The following is a 21,858-nucleotide window of genomic DNA, read 5'->3' as shown; positions in this document are numbered from 1 at the left end:
CGAGCTCAGTCGCCGATGTGCTCGATCTGCCGCAGCCGGTTGGTGGCGTCCAGGGCGGCGACCTTGTAGGACTCCGCCAGCGTCGGGTAGTTGAACACCGCGTCGACCAGGTAGTCGACGGTGCCGCCGCAGCCCATCACGGTCTGCCCGATGTGGATCAGCTCCGTGGCGCCGGTGCCGAAGCAGTGCACACCGAGCAGTCTGCGGTCCTCGGGAGAGACCAGCAGCTTCAGCATGCCGTGCGAGTCGCCGATGATCTGGCCGCGGGCCAGTTCGCGGTAGCGGGAGACGCCCACCTCGAACGGCACACTGTCCTCGGTGAGCTGGTCCTCGGTGCGGCCCACGAAGCTGATCTCGGGGATGGTGTAGATGCCGATGGGCTGCATGCCGTCCATCTGGCCGACCGGCTCACCGCAGGCGTGGTAGGCCGCCGAACGGCCCTGCTCCATCGACGTCGCCGCGAGCGCGGGGAAACCGATGACGTCACCGACGGCGTAGATGTGCGGCACCTCGGTGCGGTAGTGCTCGTCGACCGTGATCCGGCCGCGCCGGTCCGCCGACAACCCGGCCTTGGCCAGGTCGAGTTCGTCGGTCAGACCCTGCCGGCCGGCCGAGTACATCACGGCGTCGGCGGGGATCTTCTTGCCGCTCTCCAGGACCGTGAGCGTGCCGCGCGCATGACGCTCCACCGCGGCCACGGTCTCACCGAACCGGAAGGTCACGGCCAGGTCCCGCAGGTGGTACTTGAGCGCCTCGATGATCTCGATGTCGCACATGTCGAGCATCCCGGCCCGCTTCTCCACCACCGTCACCTTGCTGCCGAGCGCGGCGAACATGGAGGCGTACTCCATGCCGATGACCCCGGCCCCCACGATGACCATGGAGCGCGGGACGCGTTCGAGATCCAGGACGTTGTCGGAGTCCATGATCGTACGGCCGTCGAACTCGACGCTGTCGGGCCGCGCCGGCCGGGTGCCGGTGGCGATGATGATGTTCTCGGCGCTGAGCAGGCGTTCGTTGCCGGTCACCTCGCGCAGGGCGACGGTGTGCGGGTCGACGAACCGTCCCGTGCCCGCGAAGAGGGCGACCTGGTTGCGGGAGAGCTGGCTGCGGATGACGTCGACCTCGCGGCCGACCACGTGCTGGGTGCGGGCGGTCAGGTCGGCGACGGTGATGTCGTCCTTGAGCCGGTAGCTCTGCCCGTACAGATCCCGTTGGGTCAGGCCGGTCAGGTACAGCACGGCCTCGCGCAGGGTCTTCGAGGGAATGGTTCCGGTGTGGATGGAGACCCCGCCGACCATGTCGGGGCGGTCGACGACGGCGACCCGGCGGCCGAGCTTGGCCGCGGCGATGGCGGCCTTCTGGCCGCCCGGGCCGGATCCGATGACGAGTATGTCGAAGTCGGGCACCCTCGGGAGTCTGTCAGCCCGAAGGCCCTCTTAGAAAGGGCGAACGGTCAACGGATGCCCATTGATCGATCCGAACCCCTTCCGATCGTCGGGCAGTTGTCCGCCGGCTCGCGAGGAGGTGCCGATCCGGCCGACGAGCGCGAGAATGCGCCCATGGGCCATCGACTCGCCGACACAAGCACCCCCGCCCGGCTGGCCGCCCCCGACGAGGGCATCGGCCGGGACGAACTGGCGCTGGCCACCCGCAACCACGGCCTGCCGCTGGAAGCGCTCCGCTACGACGTCACCCCGCCCGGCCTGCACTACGTGCTCACCCACTACGACATCCCGTACGTACCCGACGACACGGCCTGGCGGTTGAGCGTCACGGGCCGCGTCCACCGGCCGCTGCAGCTGGACCTCGCCGACCTGAGGGCGTTTCCCCAGGTCACCACCCGCGTGACCCTGGAGTGCGCGGGCAACGGCCGCGCGCTGCTGACGCCCCGCCCCGTCAGTCAGCCCTGGCTGGTCGAGGCGGTCGGCACCGCCGAGTGGACCGGCGTACCGCTGCGGCTGCTGCTCGCCGAGGCGGGAGTGGACGCGGACGCCGTCGAGGTGGTCTTCACCGGCGCCGACCACGGCGTGGAGCGCGGCGTAGAGCAGGACTACCAGCGGTCCCTGCCGATCGACATGGCCACCGGCACCGAGCCCGAGGTGCTGGTCGCCCACACGATGAACGGAGCCCCCCTGCCGCCGCAGCACGGCCGCCCGCTGCGGCTGATCGTGCCCGGCTGGTACGGCATGGCGCACGTGAAGTGGCTGCGCGAAGTCACCGTCACCGACACGCCGTTCACCGGGTTCCAGCAGGCGGTCGCCTACCGGCTGCGCCAGGAGTCCGGCGAGGAGGGCGAGGCGGTCACCCGGATCGTGCCGCGCGCGCTGCTCGTCCCGCCCGGGTTCCCCGACTTCATGTCCCGGGCCAGGGTGGTGCGGCCCGGCCCGGTGCCGCTCGAGGGGCGCGCCTGGTCGGGGCGGGCGCCGGTGACCCGCGTCGAGGTCAGCACGGACGCGGGACGCACCTGGCGGGAGGCCGAGCTGGAACCGGACGACGGACGGCCGTGGGCGTGGCGCCGCTGGCACCTCGTGTGGACGGCGGTCGAGGGCGAGCACGAACTCAGCGCCCGGGCCACCGACGCCGAAGGCCACACCCAGCCGCTCCAACAGCCCTGGAACCGCGGCGGTTTCGCCAACAACCTGGTCCAGCGGGTCCCGGTCCTGTGCATGGCGGAGGAGACCCCCGGCGCGGAGTGACCCGGAGTCCGGTTCCTAGGGCAGCAGCTTCTCCATGGCCGCGTTGCCCTCGGTCTCCAGCTTGCGCCTGGCCCATTCCAGGCTGCGCGGCGTGATGTCCTTGCCTGCGGCGAGGACGAGATCCTCCGGCGACACGTCGGTGCCGGTGCGGGTGTGGAGCAGGGCGTCCGGGGTGACGCGGTCCTCGGACGACGCGGACGCGTCGGGCTGTGACATCGGCATGATCTCTGCTCCTCATGTCCGGATCTCTTGTTGGGTCCCGGTGCTGTACCCGGTTCCGATATCACCATTCAACGCCCGGGCCCCGCGTGCATCCGGAGGAGACCCAAGATGCCGGAGTGACGGGACGGGCGTGTAATGAGGTTACGAACGTCTGGCCGACGGGAGAGACCAAGGCCATGTCACCGACGCACACGGCAACGGGGAAAACGGGGACCGCCCGAGGGGGCGTACTGCGAAGGCTTGGGGAGTGGTGCGCCCGGCACTTCCTGATCGTCATCGTGGCGTGGCTGGTCGCCCTGGTCGCCCTGCAGTTCCTCAACCGGTCCTTCGGCGGCGACTACTCCGACAACTTCTCCCTGCCGGGCGTCCAGTCCCAGCAGGGCCTCGACGTCCTCAAGAAGCACGACCCCGCGGCGGGCGGATACAGCAGCCAGATCGTGATGCACGACGGCGACAAGGCCCTGACCTCACTCGGCTCGCAGATGTCGACCACCGTCGGCGACCTGCAGAAGCTGCCGCACGTCCTGTCCGCCCAGAACCCGCTGTCCACGCCCGCGTCGAAGGTCGGTCCGCTGTCCTCGGACGGCAGGACCGCCTACATCACCGTCCGCTTCGACGTGCAGCCCTCCACCCTCGGCGACAGCTATCTGAACGGCGTCGACAAGGCCGTGCAGCCACTGCGCTCGGCCGGGGCGCAGGTCGAGTACGGCGGACCGCTCGGCGAACTGGCCCGGCCCGCGCCCGACGACCGGGTGAGCGAGCTGATCGGCTTCGGCGTCGCGATCGTCGTCCTCCTCATCGGCTTCGGCAGCGTGATCGCCGCCGGTCTGCCACTGCTGACCGCGCTGGTCGGCGCGGTGGGCGGGCTCGCCTGCCTGGGCCTGCTCGCCGCGGCGTTCGAGTTCGCCACCGTCTCGCCGACCCTCGCCACGATGATCGGCCTCGGCGTGGGCATCGACTACGCCCTCTTCCTGATCACCCGTCACCGCCAGAACATCATGAACGGCGTCGACCCGGTGCACTCCGCCGGCCACGCCACGGCCACCAGCGGACGGGCCGTCCTCGTCTCCGGCTGCACGGTGATCATCGCGCTGGCCGGCCTGTACGCGTCGGGCGTGAGTTTCATCGGCAAACTCGGCCTGGCCGCCGCCGTGACGGTCGTCTCGGCCGTCACCGCCGCGCTGACCCTGGTCCCCGCCCTGCTCGGGCTGATCGGCAGACGCATCGACCGCTACCACGTGCGCCGGCCCGTCGCCGAGACCGACGCCGAGCCCGGGGCCACCCCGCAGGGCACCTGGCACCGCTACGCGCAGCGCGTGGAGCACCGGCCCTGGCAGTTCCTGGCGGCGGGCGTGGTGACAGTCGTCGTCCTCGCCATCCCGCTGCTGTCCATCCAGCTCGGGCACATCGGCGACGGCGCCGACCCCACGTCCTTCACCGACCGGCGCGCCTACGACCTGATGACCGACGCCTTCGGTCCCGGCTCCAACGGCCCGCTGACCGTCGTCATCGACCAGAGCACCGTGTCCTCCTCCAAGCGCTCGGACCTGTCGTCCCAGGCGCAGAAGACCCTCGACGGCGTCTCCGGAGCCTCCACGGTCACCCAGCTGACGCCCACCAAGGACGGGGACGTCCTGGTCGGCACGGTCTACTCCAAGGAGTCCCCGCAGAGCGCCGGCACCACGGACCTGGCGAACCGGCTGGTCCACCACACCCTCCCCGACGCCGTCTCCGGCACCTCCGCCAAGGGCTACGTCACCGGCACCACGGCGGCCCAGGTCGACTTCCGCGACATCGTCGCCAGCCGGCTGCCGCTGATCATCGGTGTCGTGGTCGGGCTGGCCTTCCTGATCATCCTCGCCGTCTTCCGCGGTCTGCTCGTCGCGGTGAAGGCGGCCGTCCTGAACGTCCTGTCCATCGGGGCCTCGTACGGCGTCGTGGTGGCCGTCTTCCAGTGGGGCTGGGGCGGTCCCGCGCTGGGCGTCAACGGCAAGGTGCCCATCGAGAGCTATGTGCCGATGATGATGTTCGCCATCATCTTCGGCCTCAGCATGGACTACGAGATCTTCCTGCTCTCCCGCGTCCACGAGGCCTGGCTGCGCACCGGGGACGCCAAGGCGTCGGTCGCCCACGCGCTGGAGATCACCGCCCGGGTGATCACCTGCGCCGCCCTGATCATGGTGAGTGTCTTCGCGGCCTTCATCGTCAGCGACAACATCGTGGTCAAGATGCTCGGACTGGGCCTCGCCGTGAGCGTGCTGATCGACGCGACCGTGGTGCGCCTGCTGATGGTGCCGGCCGTGATGACGCTGCTGGGGCCGCGTGCCTGGTGGACGCCGCGCTGGCTCGACCGGATCCTGCCGCACATCGACGCCGAGGGCGACCAGGAGCAGGCCGCCGGCCAGCAGGACGTCAGCGGCCGTCCGCGGACCCGGGCGTGAGGACGAGCATCGTCACGTCGTCCGCGACGGCGGGGCAGTACCGCACGAGATCCGTCCAGACCCGCTCGGCCAGCACCGCCGGGTCGCTGTCGGACAGGGCCACGAGGCGGTCGGGCAGCGGGTAGAAGGTGCCGTCGCCGTCCCGCGCCTCGCTGACGCCGTCCGACGCCAGGAACAGGCTGTGCCCGGGCTCCAGCCGCAGCGTGAGCCCGGCGGGCGGGCCGCCGTCGGCCAGGCCGAGCCCGAGCGGCGTCCAAGCGGTCAGCTCGACCTCGGTGGCCTCCCGGCCGCGCAGCAACAGGGGCGCCGGATGCCCGCAGGAGACCAGGCGCACCGAGCGCGCGTCCCGGGAGAACTCCAGCAGCACGGCGGTCGCGAACAGTTCGGCGTACCGCGACGACGCGGAGTCCGCCACCAGCCTGCGGTCGAGACGAGCGGCGACCGACTCCAGGTCCGGCTGGTCCAGGACCGCCTCCCGGAAGGCCCCCAGCAGGGAGGCCACCGTGGAGATCGCCGACAGCCCGTGCCCCTGCACGTCGCCGAGCACGGCCCGCACACCGTAGGGCCCCTCACGTACGTCGAAGAAGTCGCCGCCCACCAGGGTCCCGCGCTGCGCGGCCCGGTACAGCCCGGCGCAGCGCACCGCGCCGACGCGCTCCGGCAGCGGCGGCACGACCGCGCGCTGAGCCGCCTCGGCGACCGTGCGCTCCAGGTCCAGCTGGGCGTCGCGGTGACTGCGCACGTACGACACGAACACGCTCAGCACGGCCACGAAGACGATGGTCAGCAGGTCGGTGTTGCCGGGGCTGTCGAGATGGAAGGCCGGCACGTTGAGCACGGCGACCACGGCGGCACCGAGGACCGCGGTCGCCCAGGGACCGTACGAGAGAACGGCCAGCGGTGGGATCGCGCCCAGCAGGAACCCGATGTCGAGCGGGTCGGGGCTGATCAGCGTCGCCGTGCACACGCCCGCGATCAGGACGACCGGCAGGGCCTTCACCCACCACGGCGGCGGCGCGCCCCGCAGCCAGCCCCGCCGGCCACGGTCCCGGCGCGCCGACACCACGGTCACCCTCTTCACACCACCACGCTCCTACGGCGGGGCGGTGAGCGCATGCCGGAGGCGCGGTGGGAGGGGCCGGTCGTGATGCCGCGTCAGCCGGTGCGGCCGTCCAGCAGGGCCTCGGCCTCGGCCAGGATCTCCGTGACCCGCAACCCGAACGCCGCGTCGCAGGCGTGCGGCCGGCCGGTGCCGACGGCCGTCAGCAGGGCGTCGGCGGCGTGGGCCAGAGCGGTGACGGCGCCTTCCGCACCGGTGGGCAGCACGGCCACGCCCGACTCGCCGCGCAGTTCGACGGCGGCCCCCGCGGCCGCGGGCGGGGCCGACAGGCTGAGGGTGACGGTGCTCGACGCGCCGCCGGCGTGGTCGAGGACGAGATGGACGGTGTCGCCGGGCCCGGGGGCCGCGGCCGCCACCCGGCGCGCGTCCCCGAGGACGGGCAGCAGCACGGACAGCGCATGGGGACCCACGTCCCACAGTGCGCCCTTCTCCCGCCGCCACGGCGAGGCGGCGAACGGGCTGTCGCTGCCGCTGCCGTACAGCGATCCCAGCCACTCCGCCCGCGCGGTGAACCAGCCACCCGTCTCCGCCTGCGCGGAGATCCACGCCTCGGTCCCCGTCACGAAGCGGCTGGTGAAGAAGACGACCGAGGCGACCTGGGCCTCGCGCACGGCGTCGACCACCGCCCGCCCCTGCTCCACCGTCGTCGCCAGCGGCTTGTCCAGCAGCAGATGGCGGCCCGCCCGCGCCGCGCGCACCGCGAGTTCCGCCTGCACGGCCGGCGGCAGCGCCACGGCCACGGCGTCCACGTCGGCGAACAGCGCGTCGACGTCGTCGTAGGCACGGGTGCCGAACCGGTCGGCGAGTTCCTTCGCGGCCGACGGACGGCGCCCCCACACCCCGGTGAAGTCGACTCCGGGATGCTCGCTCAGGGCGGGCGCGTGTGCCATGGCCGCCCAAGGGCCGGTACCGAGCAGTCCGATGCGCATGCCGCCGCCTCTCCGCCGTGCCGCCCCCGTGGCGGCCGTCCGGCAGTGAGCGTCGCACACCGACCTGCCGACCGCGCAACCGTGCCGACGGGCGCCGCCATTCAGCGCCCCGGCTGCTGAATCCGTTCTCTTTCCTCTATTGGACCTCCGGCCCGCGCGCGGTCCAGGCTGGAGGTGTTTCGGCACCGCCCTCACCCAGGCGAAAGAGGTCACGACCACATGCACACCCGCCGCATCGGGGACGTAGAAGTCAGCGCGATCGGGCTGGGCGCGATGCCCATGTCGATCGAGGGCAGGCCGGACGAGGCACGCTCCCTCGCCACCCTCCACGCCGCCCTGGACGCCGGCGTGACCCTGATCGACACCGCGGACGCCTACCACCGGGACGCCCACGAGGTCGGCCACAACGAGACCCTGATCGCCAAGGCCCTCGCCTCCCACGACCGGGGCAAGGACGTCCTGGTCGCCACCAAGGGCGGCCATCTGCGGCCCGGTGACGGCAGCTGGACCCTCGACGGCAGCCCGCGGTACCTCAAGGAGGCCTGCGAGGCGTCCCTGCGCCGGCTGGGCGTGGACGCCATCGGGCTGTACCAGTTCCACCGCCCCGACCCGAGGGTGCCGTACGCCGAGTCGGTCGGCGCGATCCGCGACCTGCTGGACGAGGGCAAGATCCGCATGGCGGGCATCTCCAACGCCGATCCGCAGCAGATCAGGCAGGCCCAGGAGATCCTCGGCGGGCGGCTGGTCTCCGTGCAGAACCAGTTCTCCCCGGCGTTCCGCTCCAGCGAGCCCGAGCTGGAGCTGTGCGACGAGCTCGGCATCGCCTTCCTGCCCTGGAGCCCCCTCGGCGGCATCTCCCGAGCCGGTGAACTGGGCTCCGCCTACGCGCCGTTCGCCCGCGTCGCCGAGGCGCACGGGGTGAGCCCGCAGCGCGTGTGCCTGGCGTGGATGCTCGCCAAGTCGCCGGTCGTCGTGCCCATCCCGGGCGCCAGCCGCCCGGAGACGATCCTCGACTCCCTCGCCGCCGCCGACCTCGAACTCGGCTCCGAGGAACTCGCACAGCTCGACGCCGTCTGACACCCGGTCACCACGGAGGACCCCCATCGATGTGGCGCTGGCCCGACTGCTGCGCGGCCGGACCACGTTCGTGGTGGCGCACCGGCTGTCCACCGTGCGCGGCGTGGACCGGATCGTCGTGATGGGCGACGGCCGCATCCTGGAGACCGGGACGCACGAGGAACTCCTGCGCCGCGGCGGGGCGTACACGCACCTGCACGGCGGACAGGTCGCCTGACCCGCGCGGGTCAGGCGGCGCTGCTGCGCGGCACCCGGTGCGGGCAGACCGCGTCGTGGGCGGTGCCCAGGCTCGTCCACCAGCGTTCGCAGCAGGCCGCGTCCAGCTTCTCGCGGACGATCTCGTCGGCGGCCGAACGCGCGGGCCGGCGCCGCCCGGCAACGGTCGCGCGCAGTTCGCCGATGAGCGTCTCCCGTACGACGGCGATCACGGGGACCACGGCCGCGGCGGCGCACAGGAACACGGCCCACAGCGGACCGCCGCCGCGGTACTCGAGGGCCGTGGTGCAGGCGAGCCCGCCGCTGGTGGCGAGGTACAGGGCGCAGAGGAGGCGGCCGGATCCGTTCATGATGGTCACCGTTCGTGCCGGGATGGTTGCTCTGTGTACAACGACGCACGGCGAGAGGGGAACCGGATCGGGGGCGAAATTGCGTCAATTGTGAAACGAGTGACGGTGGATGGGGTTGAGCCCGCTGTGCCCGGGAACACGAGGCGAAAACCGAGAGAAGGGGCGTTTTCGTGCTCGCTGCGGACCCGAAGGCCGTCAGAACGCTGCTCACCCGCTACGCGTCGCTGCGCATCGCGCAGGCCGAACGCGGCACACCGCGTACGACACGGGAGCTGGCGGATGTCAGCCGCAGGCTGTGCGCGATGACGGGAGCCACGGACGTGCGGGAAGCGATCGAGCGCGCCGACGCCCTGCTGAGCGCGGCGCGGCGGATGAGGGCCGGGATCGGCTGCGGCGACGACTGCGTGTCGCAGGCCGCCTGACGGAGCGCGGCCCGCCTCAGGAACGTACGCCCGCGAGGGCGGCGCGCCCGTGGAACGCGGCGCGGTACGCCTGCGGGGTGGTGCCGACCACCCGGCGGAACCGCTCGCGGAACGCCGTCGGTGAGCCGAACCCCGCCTGCTGCGCGATCCGTTCGATCGGACGGTCGCTGTTCTCCAGCAGGTACTGGGCCCGCCGCACCCGGGCCCGCAGCAGCCACTGCAGCGGCGTCGTCCCCGTCTGCTCGCGAAAGCGCCGGCTGAAGGTGCGCTCGCTCATGCCGCAACGCGCGGCCATCGCACCCAGGGTGATCTCGCCCGCCAGGTTGTCCTCGATCCACTCCAGGACCGGTTCGAGGGTGGAGCCGCGCGGCACCGGGGGCTGCTCGTGGACGATGAACTGGGCCTGCCCGCCCTCCCGTTCGAGGGGCATCACACACATGCGGGCCGCGTCGGCGGCCACGGCCGAGCCGAGGTCCCGGCGGATCATGTGCAGGCACAGGTCCAGTGCCGCCGAGGCGCCGGCCGAGGTGAGGATCTGGCCGTTGTCGACGTAGAGCACGTCCGGCTCGACCTCGACCTCGGGGTGGCGGCGCGCGAGTTCACCGGCCGCCATCCAGTGCGTGGTGGCCCGCAGACCGTCCAGCAGCCCCGCCTCCGCCAGCACGAACGCGCCCGCGCACACCGACGCGATGCGGGTGCCCGCGGCGGCCGCCCGGCGCAGCGCCTCCAGCACCGGCTCGGGCGTCGGTCCGGCTCCCGGCGCCCGGCCCGGCACGACGATCGTGTCGGCGTCCGCGAGCGCCTCCAGCCCCCGGTCCACCCGCAGCACCAGACCGTCCCCCAGCACTTCCGGCGATTCGGCGCACAGTCGCACCCGGTAGGGGCGGCGGCCGTCCGGCAGCCGCGCCCAGTCGAACACCTGCATGGGTGCCGCCAGGTCGAACGGCACGACCTGTTCGAGCGCCAGGATGGCAATGGAGTGCATGAGAGCCACCATAGGCGGATTCACGCCTCGCTCGTGGCCTGGGTCCTTGGCGGAAAACCCTGATGAGAGCGTTGGCGAGAACCCGTCGGAACCTGTCGTTTCAGCCCCTGTGGCGGGGACCTGAAGATCCTTAGCGTGAGCGCGGACCCGGCCACCGCACTCCCGAAAGGCCCCCGATGACCAAGCTGCTGCTCACCCTCCATGTCCTGGCCGCCATCATGGCCGTGGGGCCGGTGGCCGTCGCCGCGAGCATGTTCCCGCCCGCGGCCCGCCGGGCCGACGGGGAGGCGGCGGTGCACACGGTCCGGCTGCTGCACCGCATCTGCCGGGTCTACTCCGGCATCGGCATCGCCGTACCCGCCCTGGGCTTCGCCACCGCGGCCGCGATGGGCGTCCTGGGCAGCGGATGGCTGATCGCGTCCATCACCCTCACGGCCGTCGCGGCCGGCCTCCTGATCGCCTTCGTGCTGCCCCACCAGGACGAACTCCTCGTCGAACTGGACGCGGGACGGCCCGCGGAGCGGCCGGTCACCGTGCGACTCGCCATGTTCACCGGGGTGTTCAACCTGCTCTGGGCCGCCGTGACCGTGCTGATGATCGTCCGCCCCGGCTCCACCACGGGGGCCTGACCGGCGGCCCGGCCCGGTCGTCGCGGCGTCAAGCGCTCAGGGGAATTCGCACCGCGGTGTGCCGGGGCGCTTACACTCGACAACTGTGCCCATACCTATGGGCCGGCATACGAAAGGCGCGTCGAGGGTGTTTCAGGATTCCCCCATCTATGACCGGCTCGTCGCCGAACGCGGCGACATCCCCCTTCAGACCCGCAGGGAGGCCGAGCGCGTCAGCCGCGAACTGGAGTACGCGATGCGGCCGTTGTCGTCCTTCGGCGCGGGCCTGACGCCTGAGCGGCCCGCGGCGCCCGGCGCCGGATGGCAGCGGACGGCCCTGCTGCCCGGCTCGCTTCCCCACTGACCGTACCTCAACACACCGAGGCGTCGGCGTCGTCGACCCGAGCATCGGGTTCCGGGCCGGGCTGGGCGAGCCACTCCGCGACGGCACGGGCGATCGGCTGGCCCGTCTCCACCTCGACGAAGCCGAACTGTCCCGACTGGTTGCACTCCAGAAACCACCACGTCCCGTCGGCGTCCTCGGCGAAGTCGAAGGCACCGTAGGCCAGTTGCGCCCGGTCCAGATAGGAGCGGACGGCGTCGGCGACGCGCGGCGGCACCTCGGCGGGCCGCCACGGCACGTCCCCCGGCGCGAAGCGCACGTCCACCGCGTCGGGGTCGGCGTCCGCGGCCGTCGCCTTGCGGGCCGCCAGCATGCGCCGGCCCACCACGGTCAGCCGGATGTCCGCCCGTTTGGCGACGCGCCGCTGCAGCAGCGTGGGCCCGAAGGCGACGGCGGAGAAGTCCGTGTCCGGAGCCACCCTGCTGGTCGGCACCGCCCGGGGAGGATCCTGCGGGTGCGCCCCGGAGACCGGCTTGACCACCAGGTCCGGATAGCGCTCCGCGAACTCCCGCGCCGCCTGCGGGAACGTCGTGATCAGGGTGGCCGGCACGGGCAGCCCGCAGTCCTGGGCCAGCCGCAACTGCCACGGCTTGTGGCGCGCCTGCCGGGCCGCGTCCGGATGGTTCATCCAACGGGCCCCGCTGCCGCGGAGCATGCCGTACAGCGCCTGCGAGGACTCCTCGGTCAGCCAGGCGGAGGACTGCGGAGCCCGCGCGGCCGGGGCGCCCGGCCTGCGCACCCATATGGAGCGCAGGCCGGCGATGCTCACCAGCCGCCCCGCGGACTGGAGGTGGCCGCGGAAGGCCCCGTGCACATACTCACCCGACAGCGCGACACCGCCGGGGAGGTCCGCCGGGTCCAGCCGGACCACCGGGACCCCGGAGGCGTTGAGGTGCACCACCACCATGTCGGCGGTCACATCCTCTTCACAGGTCAGGATCAGGACGGTCATCGTGGGCGGTTCCGCGTTCAGTCGTCGAAGTGAGTCTTGGAACCCGCGGTGGAGGTCGTGGTCCCCAGTTCTCTCAGCAGTGCGAGGTCGCCCGCGGCGACCCGGCCGTCCATGAGCACGTTCAACTGCAGCGCACAGTCGTAGGCGTACGGAGTCGTGGCCTCCAACTCCACCGCCGGACGTGCGTAGTTGAGCGCGAACGGTTGCATCGTGTCTCCCTCGTCGGTGCTGCGCCGACCGGCGCCGTCCCCCCTCCGGGACGGCGCCGGTCCGCCGACTGCCTTGCCCTTCCAGTCACTTATACGAATCGAACGGGTGATTGGTTTCCTTACTCTGCGTAGTCAAGGGGGATTTGTGGCCATAGATCCCACGAAGTGGCGCACGCAGATTGTGCAGGGCGAGGAGAAGGACGCCGATGTCGTCCAGATAGATGGGGTCGGGCAGCAGGTCGGTGGGCAGTACGAAGTAGAGGACGGCCCCCCAGAAAATCCAGCGCGGCCCGGTCGGCAGACCGGCTCTGCTCAGATCGCGCCGCGTCCGCACCAGGCGGACCAGCACGGCGACGGCCGCCGCGAGCACGAGTGCCGCGAGGACCGCGGCGATGACGATCACGGTCGTGGTCGTATCCACGGATCTTCCTCCGTCCGGCGTGCCGAGCGGCCCGCCCCTAGTCGGATTCCCGCATCCGGCCTTCGTACGTCCTGCCGCCTGCAGGCGACACGGCGGCGGTTCACACCAACGGGTCACCCGAGTGGCACGGTGCGGTGGTGACGCGTGGTAGTGGCTTGTAACGTCGCGTGAAGCGTATCGACGGCCCGAGGGCTGCCGAACCACACGCGTGTGCCTGGCGGCCCTCGTGGCGCCGGGCGTCCGGCCCGGCCTCCCAGGCGCCGTTGCTCAGCGCGGCGCCGCTGGAGCCGGCCCGGTGCCGGGCCGAGTGACCGCGACCGGTGCGGCCGCGACCGCGTCGGGCCGGCCGACTACGGCCGGCCCCGTGCGGCCGCGCCCAGCACCCGGTCCGGTGTGAGCGGCAGTTCGCGCAGGCGCACGCCGGTGGCGTGGTGGACGGCGTTGCCGATGGCGGCGGCCGTTCCGACGATGCCGATCTCCCCGATCCCCTTGCTGCCCATGGGGTTGAGGTGGGGATCGTCCTCGTCGATCCAGTGCGCCTCGATGTCGGGCACGTCGGCGTGCGCGGGCACGTGGTACGACGCCAGGTCGGACTCGGTGAAGTCGCCGAAGGCGGCGTCCACGGTGCTGCCCTCGGTCAGCGCCATGCCGAGACCCATGGTCATGCCGCCGACGAACTGGGAGCGCGCGGTACGGGCGTTGAGGATGTGCCCGGCGGCGTACACCCCGAGCAGCCGGCTCACGCGGATCTCGCCGGTCACGGTGTCGACGGCCACCTCGGCGAAGTGTGCCCCGAAGGCGTGGCGGGCCCAGGGGCTCTCGGCGTCGGCCCGTCCCGCGGTGTCGGCGCCCGCCTCCAGACCCTCGGCGGGCAGCGGCCCGGCGTGTTCGCTCAAGGCAGCCGCCAGCCGGGCGCAGGCGTCGTGCACCGCCCAGCCCCAGGAGGCCGTGCCGGACGAACCGCCGGCCAGGGAGGCCGGGGGCAGATCGCTGCTGCCGACCTGTGTGCGGACCCGTTCGAGCTCCACGCCGAGGGCGTCGGCCGCGACCTGCGCGAGCATGGTGCGCGAGCCCGTGCCGATGTCGGTGGCGTTGATCCGCACCAGGAACGTCCCGTCGGGCAGGGCCCGGGCGGACGCCGTGGACGGCTGTATGAGAACCGGGTAGACGGCGGCGGCCACGCCCGTGCCGAGGAGCAGTGGTCCGGCGCGGCGGGAGCGCGGGCGCGGGTCGCGGCGCGCCCACTCGAAGCGGCGGGCGCCCTCGCGCAGACACTCGACGAGATGCCTGCTGCTGAACGGCTTGCCGCTGTCGGGCTCCGTCTCCGGCTCGTTGGCGATGCGCAACTCCACCGGGTCCATGCCGAGTTCGCAGGCCAGTTCGTCCATGGCGGACTCCAGCGCGTACATGCCGGGGGCCTCGCCCGGCGCCCGCATCCAGGACGGCGTGGGCACATCCAGCGGCGCCACGCGGTGCAGGGTCCGGCTCTCCGGCGCGGCGTACATGATCCGCGCGGGTACGGCGGCCTGTTCGACGAACTCCTTGACGCGGGACGTGTGGGTGGTGACCTCGTGGATCAAGGACGTGAGCCTGCCGTCGGCGCGCGCGCCGAGGCGCAGCCGGTGCAGCGTGGGCGCCCGGTGCCCGACCACGGCCGGCAGGTACCGGCGCGGCAGGGCCAGGGTGACCGGGCGTCCCGTCTGCCGTGCCGCCATCGCGGCGAGCACCACGTCGGGGCGCGGAGTGCCCTTGGAGCCGAAACCGCCGCCCACGTGCTCGGCGACGACGGTGACACGCTCCTCGGGAAGCTCGAAGAGGGCGGCGAGCGTGGCACGTACGACGTTCGAGCCCTGGCTGGAGGTGTGCACGGTGAGGCGGTCGCGATCCCACAGCGCGGTGCTCGTGTGCGGTTCCATGGGGTGGTTGTGCAGCGGCGGCACCCGGTAGCGGACGTCGACCCGGACGGCGGAGGAGCCGAAGACACCCTCGGGATCGCCGTGTTCGCGGCTCGCCGGGTAGCCGCCGTTGGCCTTTTCGGGGACGTAGGCGCCCGGATGCGTCTCGGTGAGCGTGACGTCGTGGTCCTGCCTGTCGTACGAGACCTTCACCGCCGCGGCGCCGGCCCGGGCCGCCTCCAGGGTCTCGGCCACCACGAGCGCCACGAACCAGCCGTGGTGCGGCACCCGCGGATCCTGCAGCACCGCGAGTACGGGATCGTCCGGCTCGGTCAGGCGCGGCGCGTTCTCGTGGGTGAGGACGGTGAGGACCCCGGGCAGGTCCAGGGCGGCGGCGGTGTCGACGGCGGTCACCGTGCCGCGTGCGATCGCGGCGGGCACCGGCCAGGCGTGGGCACGGCCGGGACGGACGTGTTCGGCGGCGTAGCGGGCGGTGCCGGTGACCTTGTCCCGGCCTTCCCGGCGCTCGGCCGGTGCGCCCACGGCGGCGGTGCGGACCATGTGGTCTCCTCGGATACCGGTTCAGGTCCCGGCGGGCTCGACGAGCCGGGTCAGGACGTCCAGGGCGAGCGAACGGGCGAGCGGCACCTTGTAGGCGTTGTCCCGCAGCGGCCGGGCGGCGGACAGTTCGAGGTCGACGGCGCGCTCAAAGGCTGCCGCGGTGGGCGCCGCGCCCACCAGCGCCTCCTCGGCCGTGCGGGCCCGCCAGGGCCGGTGGGCCAGCGCCCCGAACGCGATCCCGGCCCGGGCGACGACCCCGTCCGCCACCTGCAGCACCGCGGCCACGGAGGCCAGGGCGAAGGCGTACGAGGCCCGGTCCCGCGCCTTGCGGTACAGGGACGGCAGCCCGGCCGTCGAACCGGGCAGGAGCACCCCGGTGATCAGCTCACCGGGGCGGATCTCGGTGTCCCGCTCCGGATGGTCCCCGGGCAGGCGGTGGAAGTCGGCGGCGGGTACCTCCCGGGCGCCTTCGGGGCCGTACAGCTCGACGCGGGCGTCGAGCGCGGCCAGCGCGACGGCCATGTCCGACGGGTGGGTGGCGATGCAGGCCTCGGAGTGTCCGAGGACCGCGTGATCGCGGTGGACGCCGTCCCGCGCTCCGCAGCCGCTCCCCGGCTCGCGCTTGTTGCACGGCTTGGTCACGTCCTGGAAGTACGGGCAGCGGGTGCGCTGCAGCAGGTTGCCGCCGGTGGTGGCGGCGTTGCGCAGCTGCCCGGAGGCGCCCGCGAGCAGGGCCTGGGAGAGGGCGGGATACCGGTCGCGGACGGCGGGATGGGCGGCGAGGGCGCTGTTGCGGACGAGGGCTCCGACGCGCAGCGAGCCGTCGGGCAGGTCCTCCACCGTGTCCAGGGGGAGGCGGCCGACGTCGACGAGCGCGGCGGGCCGCTCGACGCCGAGCTTCATCAGGTCGACGAGGTTGGTGCCGCCGCCGAGGTAGCGGGCGCCGGGCAGGGAGGCGAACGCGGCGGTGGCCTCCTCGACGCTCGACGGACGTACGTACGCGAAGGCCTTCACGGGATCACGTCCTCGACCGCGTCGACGATCCGGGGATAGGCGCCGCAGCGGCAGAGGTTGCCGCTGAGCCGCTCGCGGATCTCCTCCCGGCCGAGGGGGACCGGCCCGCCGGAGGGGGTCCCGGGATCGGTGACGCGGGAGGGGTGCCCCGCCTCGGCCTCGGCGAGCATGCCGACGGCGGAGCAGAGCTGGCCGGGGGTGCAGTACCCGCACTGGAAGGCGTCGCGGTCGAGGAAGGCCCGCTGCAGCGGGTGCAGCTCCTCCCCGTCGCCGGTGAGTCCCTCGACGGTCGTGACGTCGCGGTCGTCCAGGGTCACGGCGAGCAGCAGACAGCTGTTGACGCGGCGGCCGTCCACCAGGACGGTGCAGGCCCCGCACTGGCCGTGGTCGCAGCCCTTCTTGGCGCCGAACAGGCCCAGGTCCTCGCGGAGCAGGTCCAGCAGGACGCGCCGGTGGTCGACGGTCAGGGTGCGCGGTTTGCCGTTGACCCGCAGCGTGGTGGGGGACTGGTGGGGACCGCTCGCGGTGCCCTGTCCAGCCGGGAGGCTGTGGTTGCTGCCCATGGCGAGGGACCTTCCGGGACGGTCTCGGATGCCGTTCAGACCGCGTATCCAGCCTGCGCCGGCTGACACGTCCGCGCCGGGAAGCGGCAGGGGTCAGCCGTCCGCGGGCGGTGGCCGCTCGTCCGTGCCCTTCCCGGCGGGTTCCGCACTCTCGCGGTCGGCACCGGCCGCGGGCCGCAGCGCCTTGGCCGAGAACTTCAGGCGCTCGAAGGTCCGCGTCAGCTGCTGCAGGGGGGAGCCGGCCGGCGGCGTCGCGGGAGGCTGCGGCTGTGCGGGGATCTCGACACCGGCCTCCCGATAGGCGGCCAGCGCCTCGTGCGCGCGCTCGGCGGCCTCGCGGTACAGGTCCCGCGACTTCGTCATGGCCTCCAACGCCTCCGCGTACATGGTGACCAGCCTGCGCTCGTGGTCGAGCTGCTCCTCCAGCGTCATCAGCCGCCAGTCGTCGCGCAGTTCGGCGACGGCCTCCTCCGCGCCCTCGGGCAGCGGCTGGGGCAGGGCGGCGTAACGGGTCAGCGCGTCGACGAGCTCGTCCGGGCGCGAGCCGTCGAGGAAGACGGTACGGATCGAGAAGTCGTCCGCCTCGAAGCCCTCGGGCGCGGGGTCGGGCGGCAGTACGACGGCACCGCCGCGCGGGACCTGCACGCCGAACTCGCGCAGCGCGCGGTTGACGATGCGCAGTTGTTCGGGGGCGGCGCGGTGCTCCACGACGCGGTGGCGCAGACCCGGCGGCAGGAAGGTGCCGAGCGGACGCCGGCCGCGCTCGTCGGGCGTCATCGCCTCGTGCACGACGAAGTTCACGCTCCAGCCGCCGCGCACCGCGCTCCTGAGCAGCCGCCGGATCTCCTTGTCGTCGTCCGCCGGCAGATGGGCGGCCTCGCGGAAACGCACTCCTGTGCCGGGCTCGTGGTCCCAGGCGACGTCGGGCTCGTCGGGCCAGAACATCGTGGCGGGAGAGGGCCATCCCTGGTCCCACGCGCTTTCCGCCTCCGCCGCCAGCACCCAGTCGCGTCCGTCCTCGGCCGGCGGGGCCAGGGTCAGCCGGGCGCGCACGGTCACCGTCCCGGCGACCTTCCAGCGTGCCTCGAAGATCTGCCGAGGGTCGCCGTCGGAGTCGGGCACCTCCAGATGGTCGTCGATGACCTCGCTGCTCTTGAGTCGCTGGAGGGTGCGGCGTACGACGTCTGCCGCGTCGGGGCCGGTGTGCCGGCCACGGGCCAGCCACAGGGTGGTCGATGGGGTCGGGCGTGCCGTCGGGGAAGTGCGCATGAGTCCATCTGAGGGCGGGGGCATGTGCGGACACCAGTATCTCTGCGCCGTATGGCGGAGATCATGCGGGGTCGCGCGCACGGGACGCGGGCCGCGCACTCGGGGTGCGCGCCGTCCACTTCAGCCCCGGTGTTTCACACGTCCCCTGGCGGTACCTGGCCCGGTCACAATGGCGCCCGCGAACAGGGCCCGCCCGCCATCCGCTTAGGGGCGGGCCCTGTTCCGCCCGCACCGGTGCCCCGACACGCCGCCATGCTCGCCGCCGCGCTATATATCGGAAGGCGAGATATCGTGGCCGTATGGCATCGAGGAGCATGACTCAGGCGGCGTTCTTCGTCCTCACCGCCCTGGCCGACCAGCCCCGGCACGGCTACGGCATCCTGCGCGAGGTCGAGGAACTGTCCGGCGGTGAGGTGCAGTTGCGCGTCGGCACCCTCTACGGCGTGCTCGACCGGCTCACCGCGGACGGGCTGATCACGCCGGACCGCGAAGAGGTGCACGACGGCCGGCTCCGGCGCTACTACCGCGTCACGGACGACGGGACGCGGGCCCTGGCCGCGGAGGCGGAGCGGATGGCCGCCGGAGCCAGCGCCGCCAAGCAGCGCATCGCCGAAGGCCGCAAGACCCCCGCGCAGCCGGTGAACCCGGCCTCGAACCCCGCCACCGGTCCCGGACTCGCAGGAGGTCTGGCGTGACGACCCTGCTCGAAACCCGCTACCGCACCGTGCTGCGCCTGCTCCCCGCCTACTACCGCGCGGATCGCGAGGGGGAGATGGTCGAGGTCTTCCTGTGGGACGTCGACCGTGAGACGCAGGACCAGAGCAGGCCCACCCTGGGCGAGATCGCCAGCGTGGCCGCCCTGGCCGTGCGCAGCAGACTGGCCGCCTCCGGCGCGCCCCGGCCGTACGCGTTGCTCGGCTCGGCAGTGCGCCACTTCGCGCTGTTCGCCGTCCTGCTGCAGGCGGCCGCCGCCGTCGTCGACCGGATCATGAACCTGACCTGGTCCTCGACGCGCGGCGCGCGCGAATGGGACATGTTCCTGTCCGGATTCACCGGTCGCGGAGCGCTGCTGGGCACGGTCGGCGTCGCGCAGTGGGTGCTGCCCCTGCTGTGGACGGTCGGCTTCTTCGCACTCGTCCACGACCGCCGGCGTCTCGCGCGTACGGCCGTGCTGCTCGCCGCGCTGCCCACCCTGTGGCCGCTTCTCGAGCCGTTGGTGAGCGAATGGGCGCCGTCCGAGCCGTGGTACGCCGTCACCACCGCGCTGCTGGCCTGGCTGCCGGCGCTCGCTCTGTGTGCCGCGTTCCACCGGGACGCCCCACTGGCCGCCCTGCCCGTGGGCACCCCCGGCCTGCTCTACACGGCCTGCTGCGTGGTGATGGGCGGATCGCTCGTGCTGCTGCCCGCCCTGGCCGACGCGGCCTGGGCCCCGGCCACCTGCTTCGTCCTCGGCGCGCTGGGCTGGCTGCTGCTGCGGGCCCGCGGCGCGGACTCGACGAGCACCGGCTGCGGCGCCGTGGCCCTCGCCGCGCTCGGCCTGCTCCTGCTGGCGTTTCGCGTGGCCGCCCTGTCCCCGTGGCTGTCCGTGCCCCTGCCCGCCGCCTTCGTCGGCGGCGCGCTCGCGCAGACGGCCGCCATCACGCTGCTCGTCGTGGCCCTCGCCCTCGTGGCCAGGCGCGACCTCGCGACACGCTGACCGAAGGGGGCGAGGTGACGGGCTCGTGGGCGCCGCTGCCGGTACTGGTCGCGGCGCAACTGGCGGGCGCGGCGGCCCTGGTGCGGATCGTCCGCTCCTATCCGGACCTCGGCACGACGGGCCACCGTCTGCCCGCGGCGGCCCTCGTCTGCACGGTCGGCGGGCTGCTCCTTGCCGGCGCGAGCGGGCGGGTACTGCCGGCCCGCTCCGCCGCCGTCACCCGTGGAACGTGATGTACCCGTTGCCGTCGCTGTCGTTGCCGCTCTTGGTGTACGCGTGCGAGTCGGCGCCGCTGCCCGAGGGCTTGTACACGTAGATCGTGTCCTTGTCGTTGTTCCACATGAAGTTGCAGTTGTTGCGGTACACGACGTTGCGCGCGTCCGAGTCGGTGCCCCTGCCGCCGCGGAGCTTCACATAGTCGCCCGGCTGCAGGTAGTGGTTGCGGGTGAAGGTGAACTTGTTGCCCGCCTTGTCCTTGACCACGTACCCCTTGAGGTTCACGGTCGTCCGGGACGAGTAGTTCTTGAGCGTCAGGTACTCCTCGTCCGTGTTGCCGGTGGAGCAGCTGTTGGAGTCCCGGCCGGGCGCGTCGTACTGGACGCCCTTGATCTTCAGCGCGGACTGGTACTCGGTGGCGTGCGCCGGGACGGCGGCCAGGACGGCGAGCGTGCCCGCGGCGGTGGCGGTCGCGGCGACAAGACGTATACGCATGGAGAAGTTCCCCCCTGTGTGCATGTTTCGTGAAGAATCTGGAGCTTATGCGACGGGACCGATTTGCGTGGCCAGTTCACCGAAATCGCGCCGTCCGGTTGCCCGGCCGTGGTCAGTGGGGATAGGCCCGCGGTGGCCGCTGACGCGGCAGGCTGCCGCGGAAGTCCGCGACGGCGGTGCTGATCTGACGCATCAGCGCGGTGCTCTCCAGCCGGTCGAGATAGAGGTTGCGGCGGGCCAGGCCGACGGCGTCCACGCAGAAGTACAGGGACATCAGCGGGTTGATGAACAGTTCACTGTCCTTGGTCCGTTCCGTGAAGCGGACGTCGCCGAAGTCGCCGCGCACGGCGGCCGCGACGGAGCCGTTGACGATGCTCGGGTACTCCGGCGTGGCGCGCTGGGCGTGGGCCACCGCGTCGAGGTAGAGGGCTCCTTCGCGGCTCTCGCGCGGCAGGGAGAACGCGCCGAGATAGGCGCCCTCCCGGTCCAGCGCGGCCAGATTCTCCAGCACCAGGGAGTGATTGACCCCGTGGTGGGCGTCCACCCCGAACCCCAGGCAGGCGACCAGCCGTTGGGGTATCTCGTCCATGCCGTGCACGGCGGCCAGGCTCGCCATGTCCTCCTCCGGCGTGCCCAGTCCGTGCTCGTCGCCCCGCATCAGGATGTCGGTGCCGCCGTCCACCAGCACCACGGCGTCCACTCCGCCCAGATGCGCCACGAGCGCGCGGTAGGCGGCGCGCAACGGCTGGACCCCGGTCTGCGGGAACGCGTACACCGTGGCCGGCAGCCCCTGCCGTTCGAGCCAGCGGGCGAGTGTGCGCTCCGGGAAGTAGTCGCCGCGCGCGGGGGTGTCGGGCCGGACGGCCGCCACGTCCGCCTCCAGCCACACGTCCAGGTCGAGGCCGTACAGGTCGGCGAAGGACAGGTTGGCCAGATGGACCTCCTTGCCCGCCGACCGCAGCGCGAGGGCCAGCGGAAGGCCGGCGTACACGTCGAATCCGCCGCCCGCACCGGCGACGAGAACCCGCCGCGCATCGCGCAGAAGAGTGAAGAAGGGGGGTTCTGTGAGGGTGAACACCGGGGGACGGTAACAGG

The 21,858-nt window shown here is 72.6% G+C and carries 24 protein-coding genes and 1 pseudogene; 10 read left to right on the top strand and 15 right to left on the bottom strand.

Annotated elements, in window-relative coordinates:
- Positions 1 to 5: 5 nt before the first annotated feature.
- Positions 6 to 1,409: a Si-specific NAD(P)(+) transhydrogenase gene (sthA, locus tag ACQF4J_RS05440; RefSeq protein WP_427164796.1), complete on the bottom strand. Its 1,404-nt coding sequence runs from the start codon at positions 1,407 to 1,409 to the stop codon at positions 6 to 8.
- 153 nt (positions 1,410 to 1,562) lie between these two features.
- Here sthA and ACQF4J_RS05435 point away from each other — a divergent pair, with 153 nt between their 5' ends.
- Positions 1,563 to 2,699, top strand: a complete 1,137-nt coding sequence (locus ACQF4J_RS05435; protein ID WP_427164794.1) for a sulfite oxidase — start codon at positions 1,563 to 1,565, stop codon at positions 2,697 to 2,699.
- Between the two features lie 15 nt (positions 2,700 to 2,714).
- Here ACQF4J_RS05435 and ACQF4J_RS05430 read toward each other — a convergent pair whose 3' ends face one another.
- Positions 2,715 to 2,921, bottom strand: a complete 207-nt coding sequence (locus ACQF4J_RS05430; protein ID WP_351563975.1) for a hypothetical protein — start codon at positions 2,919 to 2,921, stop codon at positions 2,715 to 2,717.
- A 176-nt stretch (positions 2,922 to 3,097) separates the two neighbouring features.
- Between ACQF4J_RS05430 and ACQF4J_RS05425 the strand changes: the two genes are divergently transcribed.
- Positions 3,098 to 5,362 carry an MMPL family transporter gene (locus ACQF4J_RS05425; RefSeq protein ID WP_351563973.1) on the top strand — a complete coding sequence of 755 codons (2,265 nt, stop codon included), beginning with the start codon at positions 3,098 to 3,100 and terminating at the stop codon, positions 5,360 to 5,362.
- On the opposite strand, the gene ACQF4J_RS05420 is transcribed toward ACQF4J_RS05425, so the two are convergent.
- Positions 5,334 to 6,443 (bottom strand): PP2C family protein-serine/threonine phosphatase, encoded by a 1,110-nt coding sequence (locus ACQF4J_RS05420; protein WP_351563972.1) that lies wholly within the window; start codon positions 6,441 to 6,443, stop codon positions 5,334 to 5,336. The genes ACQF4J_RS05425 and ACQF4J_RS05420 overlap by 29 nt on opposite strands.
- A gap of 74 nt (positions 6,444 to 6,517) precedes the next feature.
- Complete coding sequence (locus tag ACQF4J_RS05415) at positions 6,518 to 7,411, bottom strand: Gfo/Idh/MocA family protein (RefSeq protein ID WP_351563970.1); 894 nt, start codon at positions 7,409 to 7,411, stop codon at positions 6,518 to 6,520.
- A gap of 219 nt (positions 7,412 to 7,630) precedes the next feature.
- Between ACQF4J_RS05415 and ACQF4J_RS05410 the strand changes: the two genes are divergently transcribed.
- Both ACQF4J_RS05410 and ACQF4J_RS05405 read left to right on the top strand, forming a co-directional pair.
- Complete coding sequence (locus ACQF4J_RS05410) at positions 7,631 to 8,488, top strand: aldo/keto reductase (protein ID WP_351563968.1); 858 nt, start codon at positions 7,631 to 7,633, stop codon at positions 8,486 to 8,488.
- Positions 8,487 to 8,705: pseudogene (locus ACQF4J_RS05405) on the top strand (ABC transporter ATP-binding protein); the annotation flags it as partial. The gene ACQF4J_RS05410 and the pseudogene ACQF4J_RS05405, both read left to right, overlap by 2 nt.
- A gap of 10 nt (positions 8,706 to 8,715) precedes the next feature.
- Here ACQF4J_RS05405 and ACQF4J_RS05400 read toward each other — a convergent pair.
- Positions 8,716 to 9,054 (bottom strand): hypothetical protein, encoded by a 339-nt coding sequence (locus ACQF4J_RS05400; RefSeq protein WP_351563967.1) that lies wholly within the window; start codon positions 9,052 to 9,054, stop codon positions 8,716 to 8,718.
- A gap of 170 nt (positions 9,055 to 9,224) precedes the next feature.
- On the opposite strand from ACQF4J_RS05400, the gene ACQF4J_RS05395 reads away from it, so the two are divergent.
- Positions 9,225 to 9,476 (top strand): DUF5133 domain-containing protein, encoded by a 252-nt coding sequence (locus ACQF4J_RS05395; RefSeq protein WP_351803765.1) that lies wholly within the window; start codon positions 9,225 to 9,227, stop codon positions 9,474 to 9,476.
- A gap of 16 nt (positions 9,477 to 9,492) precedes the next feature.
- Here the strand turns inward: ACQF4J_RS05395 and ACQF4J_RS05390 are convergent, their stop codons facing one another.
- Entirely contained in the window at positions 9,493 to 10,461 is a 969-nt protein-coding gene (locus ACQF4J_RS05390; protein WP_351563961.1) for a GlxA family transcriptional regulator, read from the bottom strand.
- 176 nt (positions 10,462 to 10,637) lie between these two features.
- On the opposite strand from ACQF4J_RS05390, the gene ACQF4J_RS05385 reads away from it, so the two are divergent.
- On the top strand, positions 10,638 to 11,090 hold the full coding sequence (locus ACQF4J_RS05385; protein WP_427164789.1) for a DUF2269 family protein: 453 nt from the start codon (positions 10,638 to 10,640) through the stop codon (positions 11,088 to 11,090).
- Between the two features lie 127 nt (positions 11,091 to 11,217).
- On the top strand, positions 11,218 to 11,433 hold the full coding sequence (locus ACQF4J_RS05380) for a hypothetical protein (RefSeq protein ID WP_351563957.1): 216 nt from the start codon (positions 11,218 to 11,220) through the stop codon (positions 11,431 to 11,433).
- A gap of 7 nt (positions 11,434 to 11,440) precedes the next feature.
- Here ACQF4J_RS05380 and tgmB read toward each other — a convergent pair whose 3' ends face one another.
- From tgmB to ACQF4J_RS05345, 7 genes are all read right to left on the bottom strand, one after another.
- Positions 11,441 to 12,424, bottom strand: coding sequence for an ATP-grasp ribosomal peptide maturase (gene tgmB, locus ACQF4J_RS05375; protein WP_351563955.1), 984 nt, complete (start codon positions 12,422 to 12,424; stop codon positions 11,441 to 11,443).
- Between the two features lie 17 nt (positions 12,425 to 12,441).
- Positions 12,442 to 12,633 (bottom strand): putative ATP-grasp-modified RiPP, encoded by a 192-nt coding sequence (gene tgmA, locus ACQF4J_RS05370; RefSeq protein ID WP_351563954.1) that lies wholly within the window; start codon positions 12,631 to 12,633, stop codon positions 12,442 to 12,444.
- Between the two features lie 85 nt (positions 12,634 to 12,718).
- Entirely contained in the window at positions 12,719 to 13,054 is a 336-nt protein-coding gene (locus ACQF4J_RS05365) for a YkvA family protein (protein ID WP_351563952.1), read from the bottom strand.
- A gap of 350 nt (positions 13,055 to 13,404) precedes the next feature.
- A complete protein-coding gene (locus ACQF4J_RS05360) occupies positions 13,405 to 15,510 on the bottom strand; it encodes a xanthine dehydrogenase family protein molybdopterin-binding subunit (protein ID WP_427164788.1) in 2,106 nt (701 codons plus the stop codon).
- 21 nt (positions 15,511 to 15,531) lie between these two features.
- Positions 15,532 to 16,524, bottom strand: coding sequence for an FAD binding domain-containing protein (locus ACQF4J_RS05355; RefSeq protein WP_427164787.1), 993 nt, complete (start codon positions 16,522 to 16,524; stop codon positions 15,532 to 15,534).
- Complete coding sequence (locus tag ACQF4J_RS05350) at positions 16,521 to 17,087, bottom strand: (2Fe-2S)-binding protein (RefSeq protein WP_351563947.1); 567 nt, start codon at positions 17,085 to 17,087, stop codon at positions 16,521 to 16,523. The genes ACQF4J_RS05355 and ACQF4J_RS05350 overlap by 4 nt, the downstream gene beginning before the upstream one ends.
- A gap of 93 nt (positions 17,088 to 17,180) precedes the next feature.
- Entirely contained in the window at positions 17,181 to 18,356 is a 1,176-nt protein-coding gene (locus ACQF4J_RS05345) for a hypothetical protein (RefSeq protein ID WP_427164785.1), read from the bottom strand.
- Positions 18,357 to 18,670: 314 nt separating this feature from the next.
- Here ACQF4J_RS05345 and ACQF4J_RS05340 point away from each other — a divergent pair, with 314 nt between their 5' ends.
- Genes ACQF4J_RS05340 through ACQF4J_RS05330 form a run of 3 tightly spaced genes read left to right on the top strand, consistent with a single transcriptional unit; the run spans position 18,671 to position 20,285 of the window.
- Complete coding sequence (locus ACQF4J_RS05340) at positions 18,671 to 19,051, top strand: PadR family transcriptional regulator (RefSeq protein WP_427168566.1); 381 nt, start codon at positions 18,671 to 18,673, stop codon at positions 19,049 to 19,051.
- Positions 19,048 to 20,052, top strand: a complete 1,005-nt coding sequence (locus ACQF4J_RS05335; RefSeq protein ID WP_427164783.1) for a hypothetical protein — start codon at positions 19,048 to 19,050, stop codon at positions 20,050 to 20,052. Before ACQF4J_RS05340 ends, ACQF4J_RS05335 begins: the two co-directional genes overlap by 4 nt.
- Positions 20,053 to 20,066: 14 nt before the next feature.
- On the top strand, positions 20,067 to 20,285 hold the full coding sequence (locus ACQF4J_RS05330) for a hypothetical protein (RefSeq protein ID WP_427164782.1): 219 nt from the start codon (positions 20,067 to 20,069) through the stop codon (positions 20,283 to 20,285).
- On the opposite strand, the gene ACQF4J_RS05325 is transcribed toward ACQF4J_RS05330, so the two are convergent.
- Positions 20,269 to 20,763, bottom strand: a complete 495-nt coding sequence (locus ACQF4J_RS05325) for a lamin tail domain-containing protein (protein WP_351563940.1) — start codon at positions 20,761 to 20,763, stop codon at positions 20,269 to 20,271. The genes ACQF4J_RS05330 and ACQF4J_RS05325 overlap by 17 nt on opposite strands.
- Positions 20,764 to 20,875: 112 nt before the next feature.
- On the bottom strand, positions 20,876 to 21,841 hold the full coding sequence (locus ACQF4J_RS05320) for a DUF1152 domain-containing protein (protein ID WP_351563938.1): 966 nt from the start codon (positions 21,839 to 21,841) through the stop codon (positions 20,876 to 20,878).
- Positions 21,842 to 21,858: the final 17 nt, after the last annotated feature.

The organism is Streptomyces sp. C1-1 (assembly GCF_050214755.1).
Taxonomy (GTDB): Bacteria; Actinomycetota; Actinomycetes; order Streptomycetales; family Streptomycetaceae; genus Streptomyces.
This window is presented reverse-complemented; position numbering and strand designations above follow the sequence as displayed.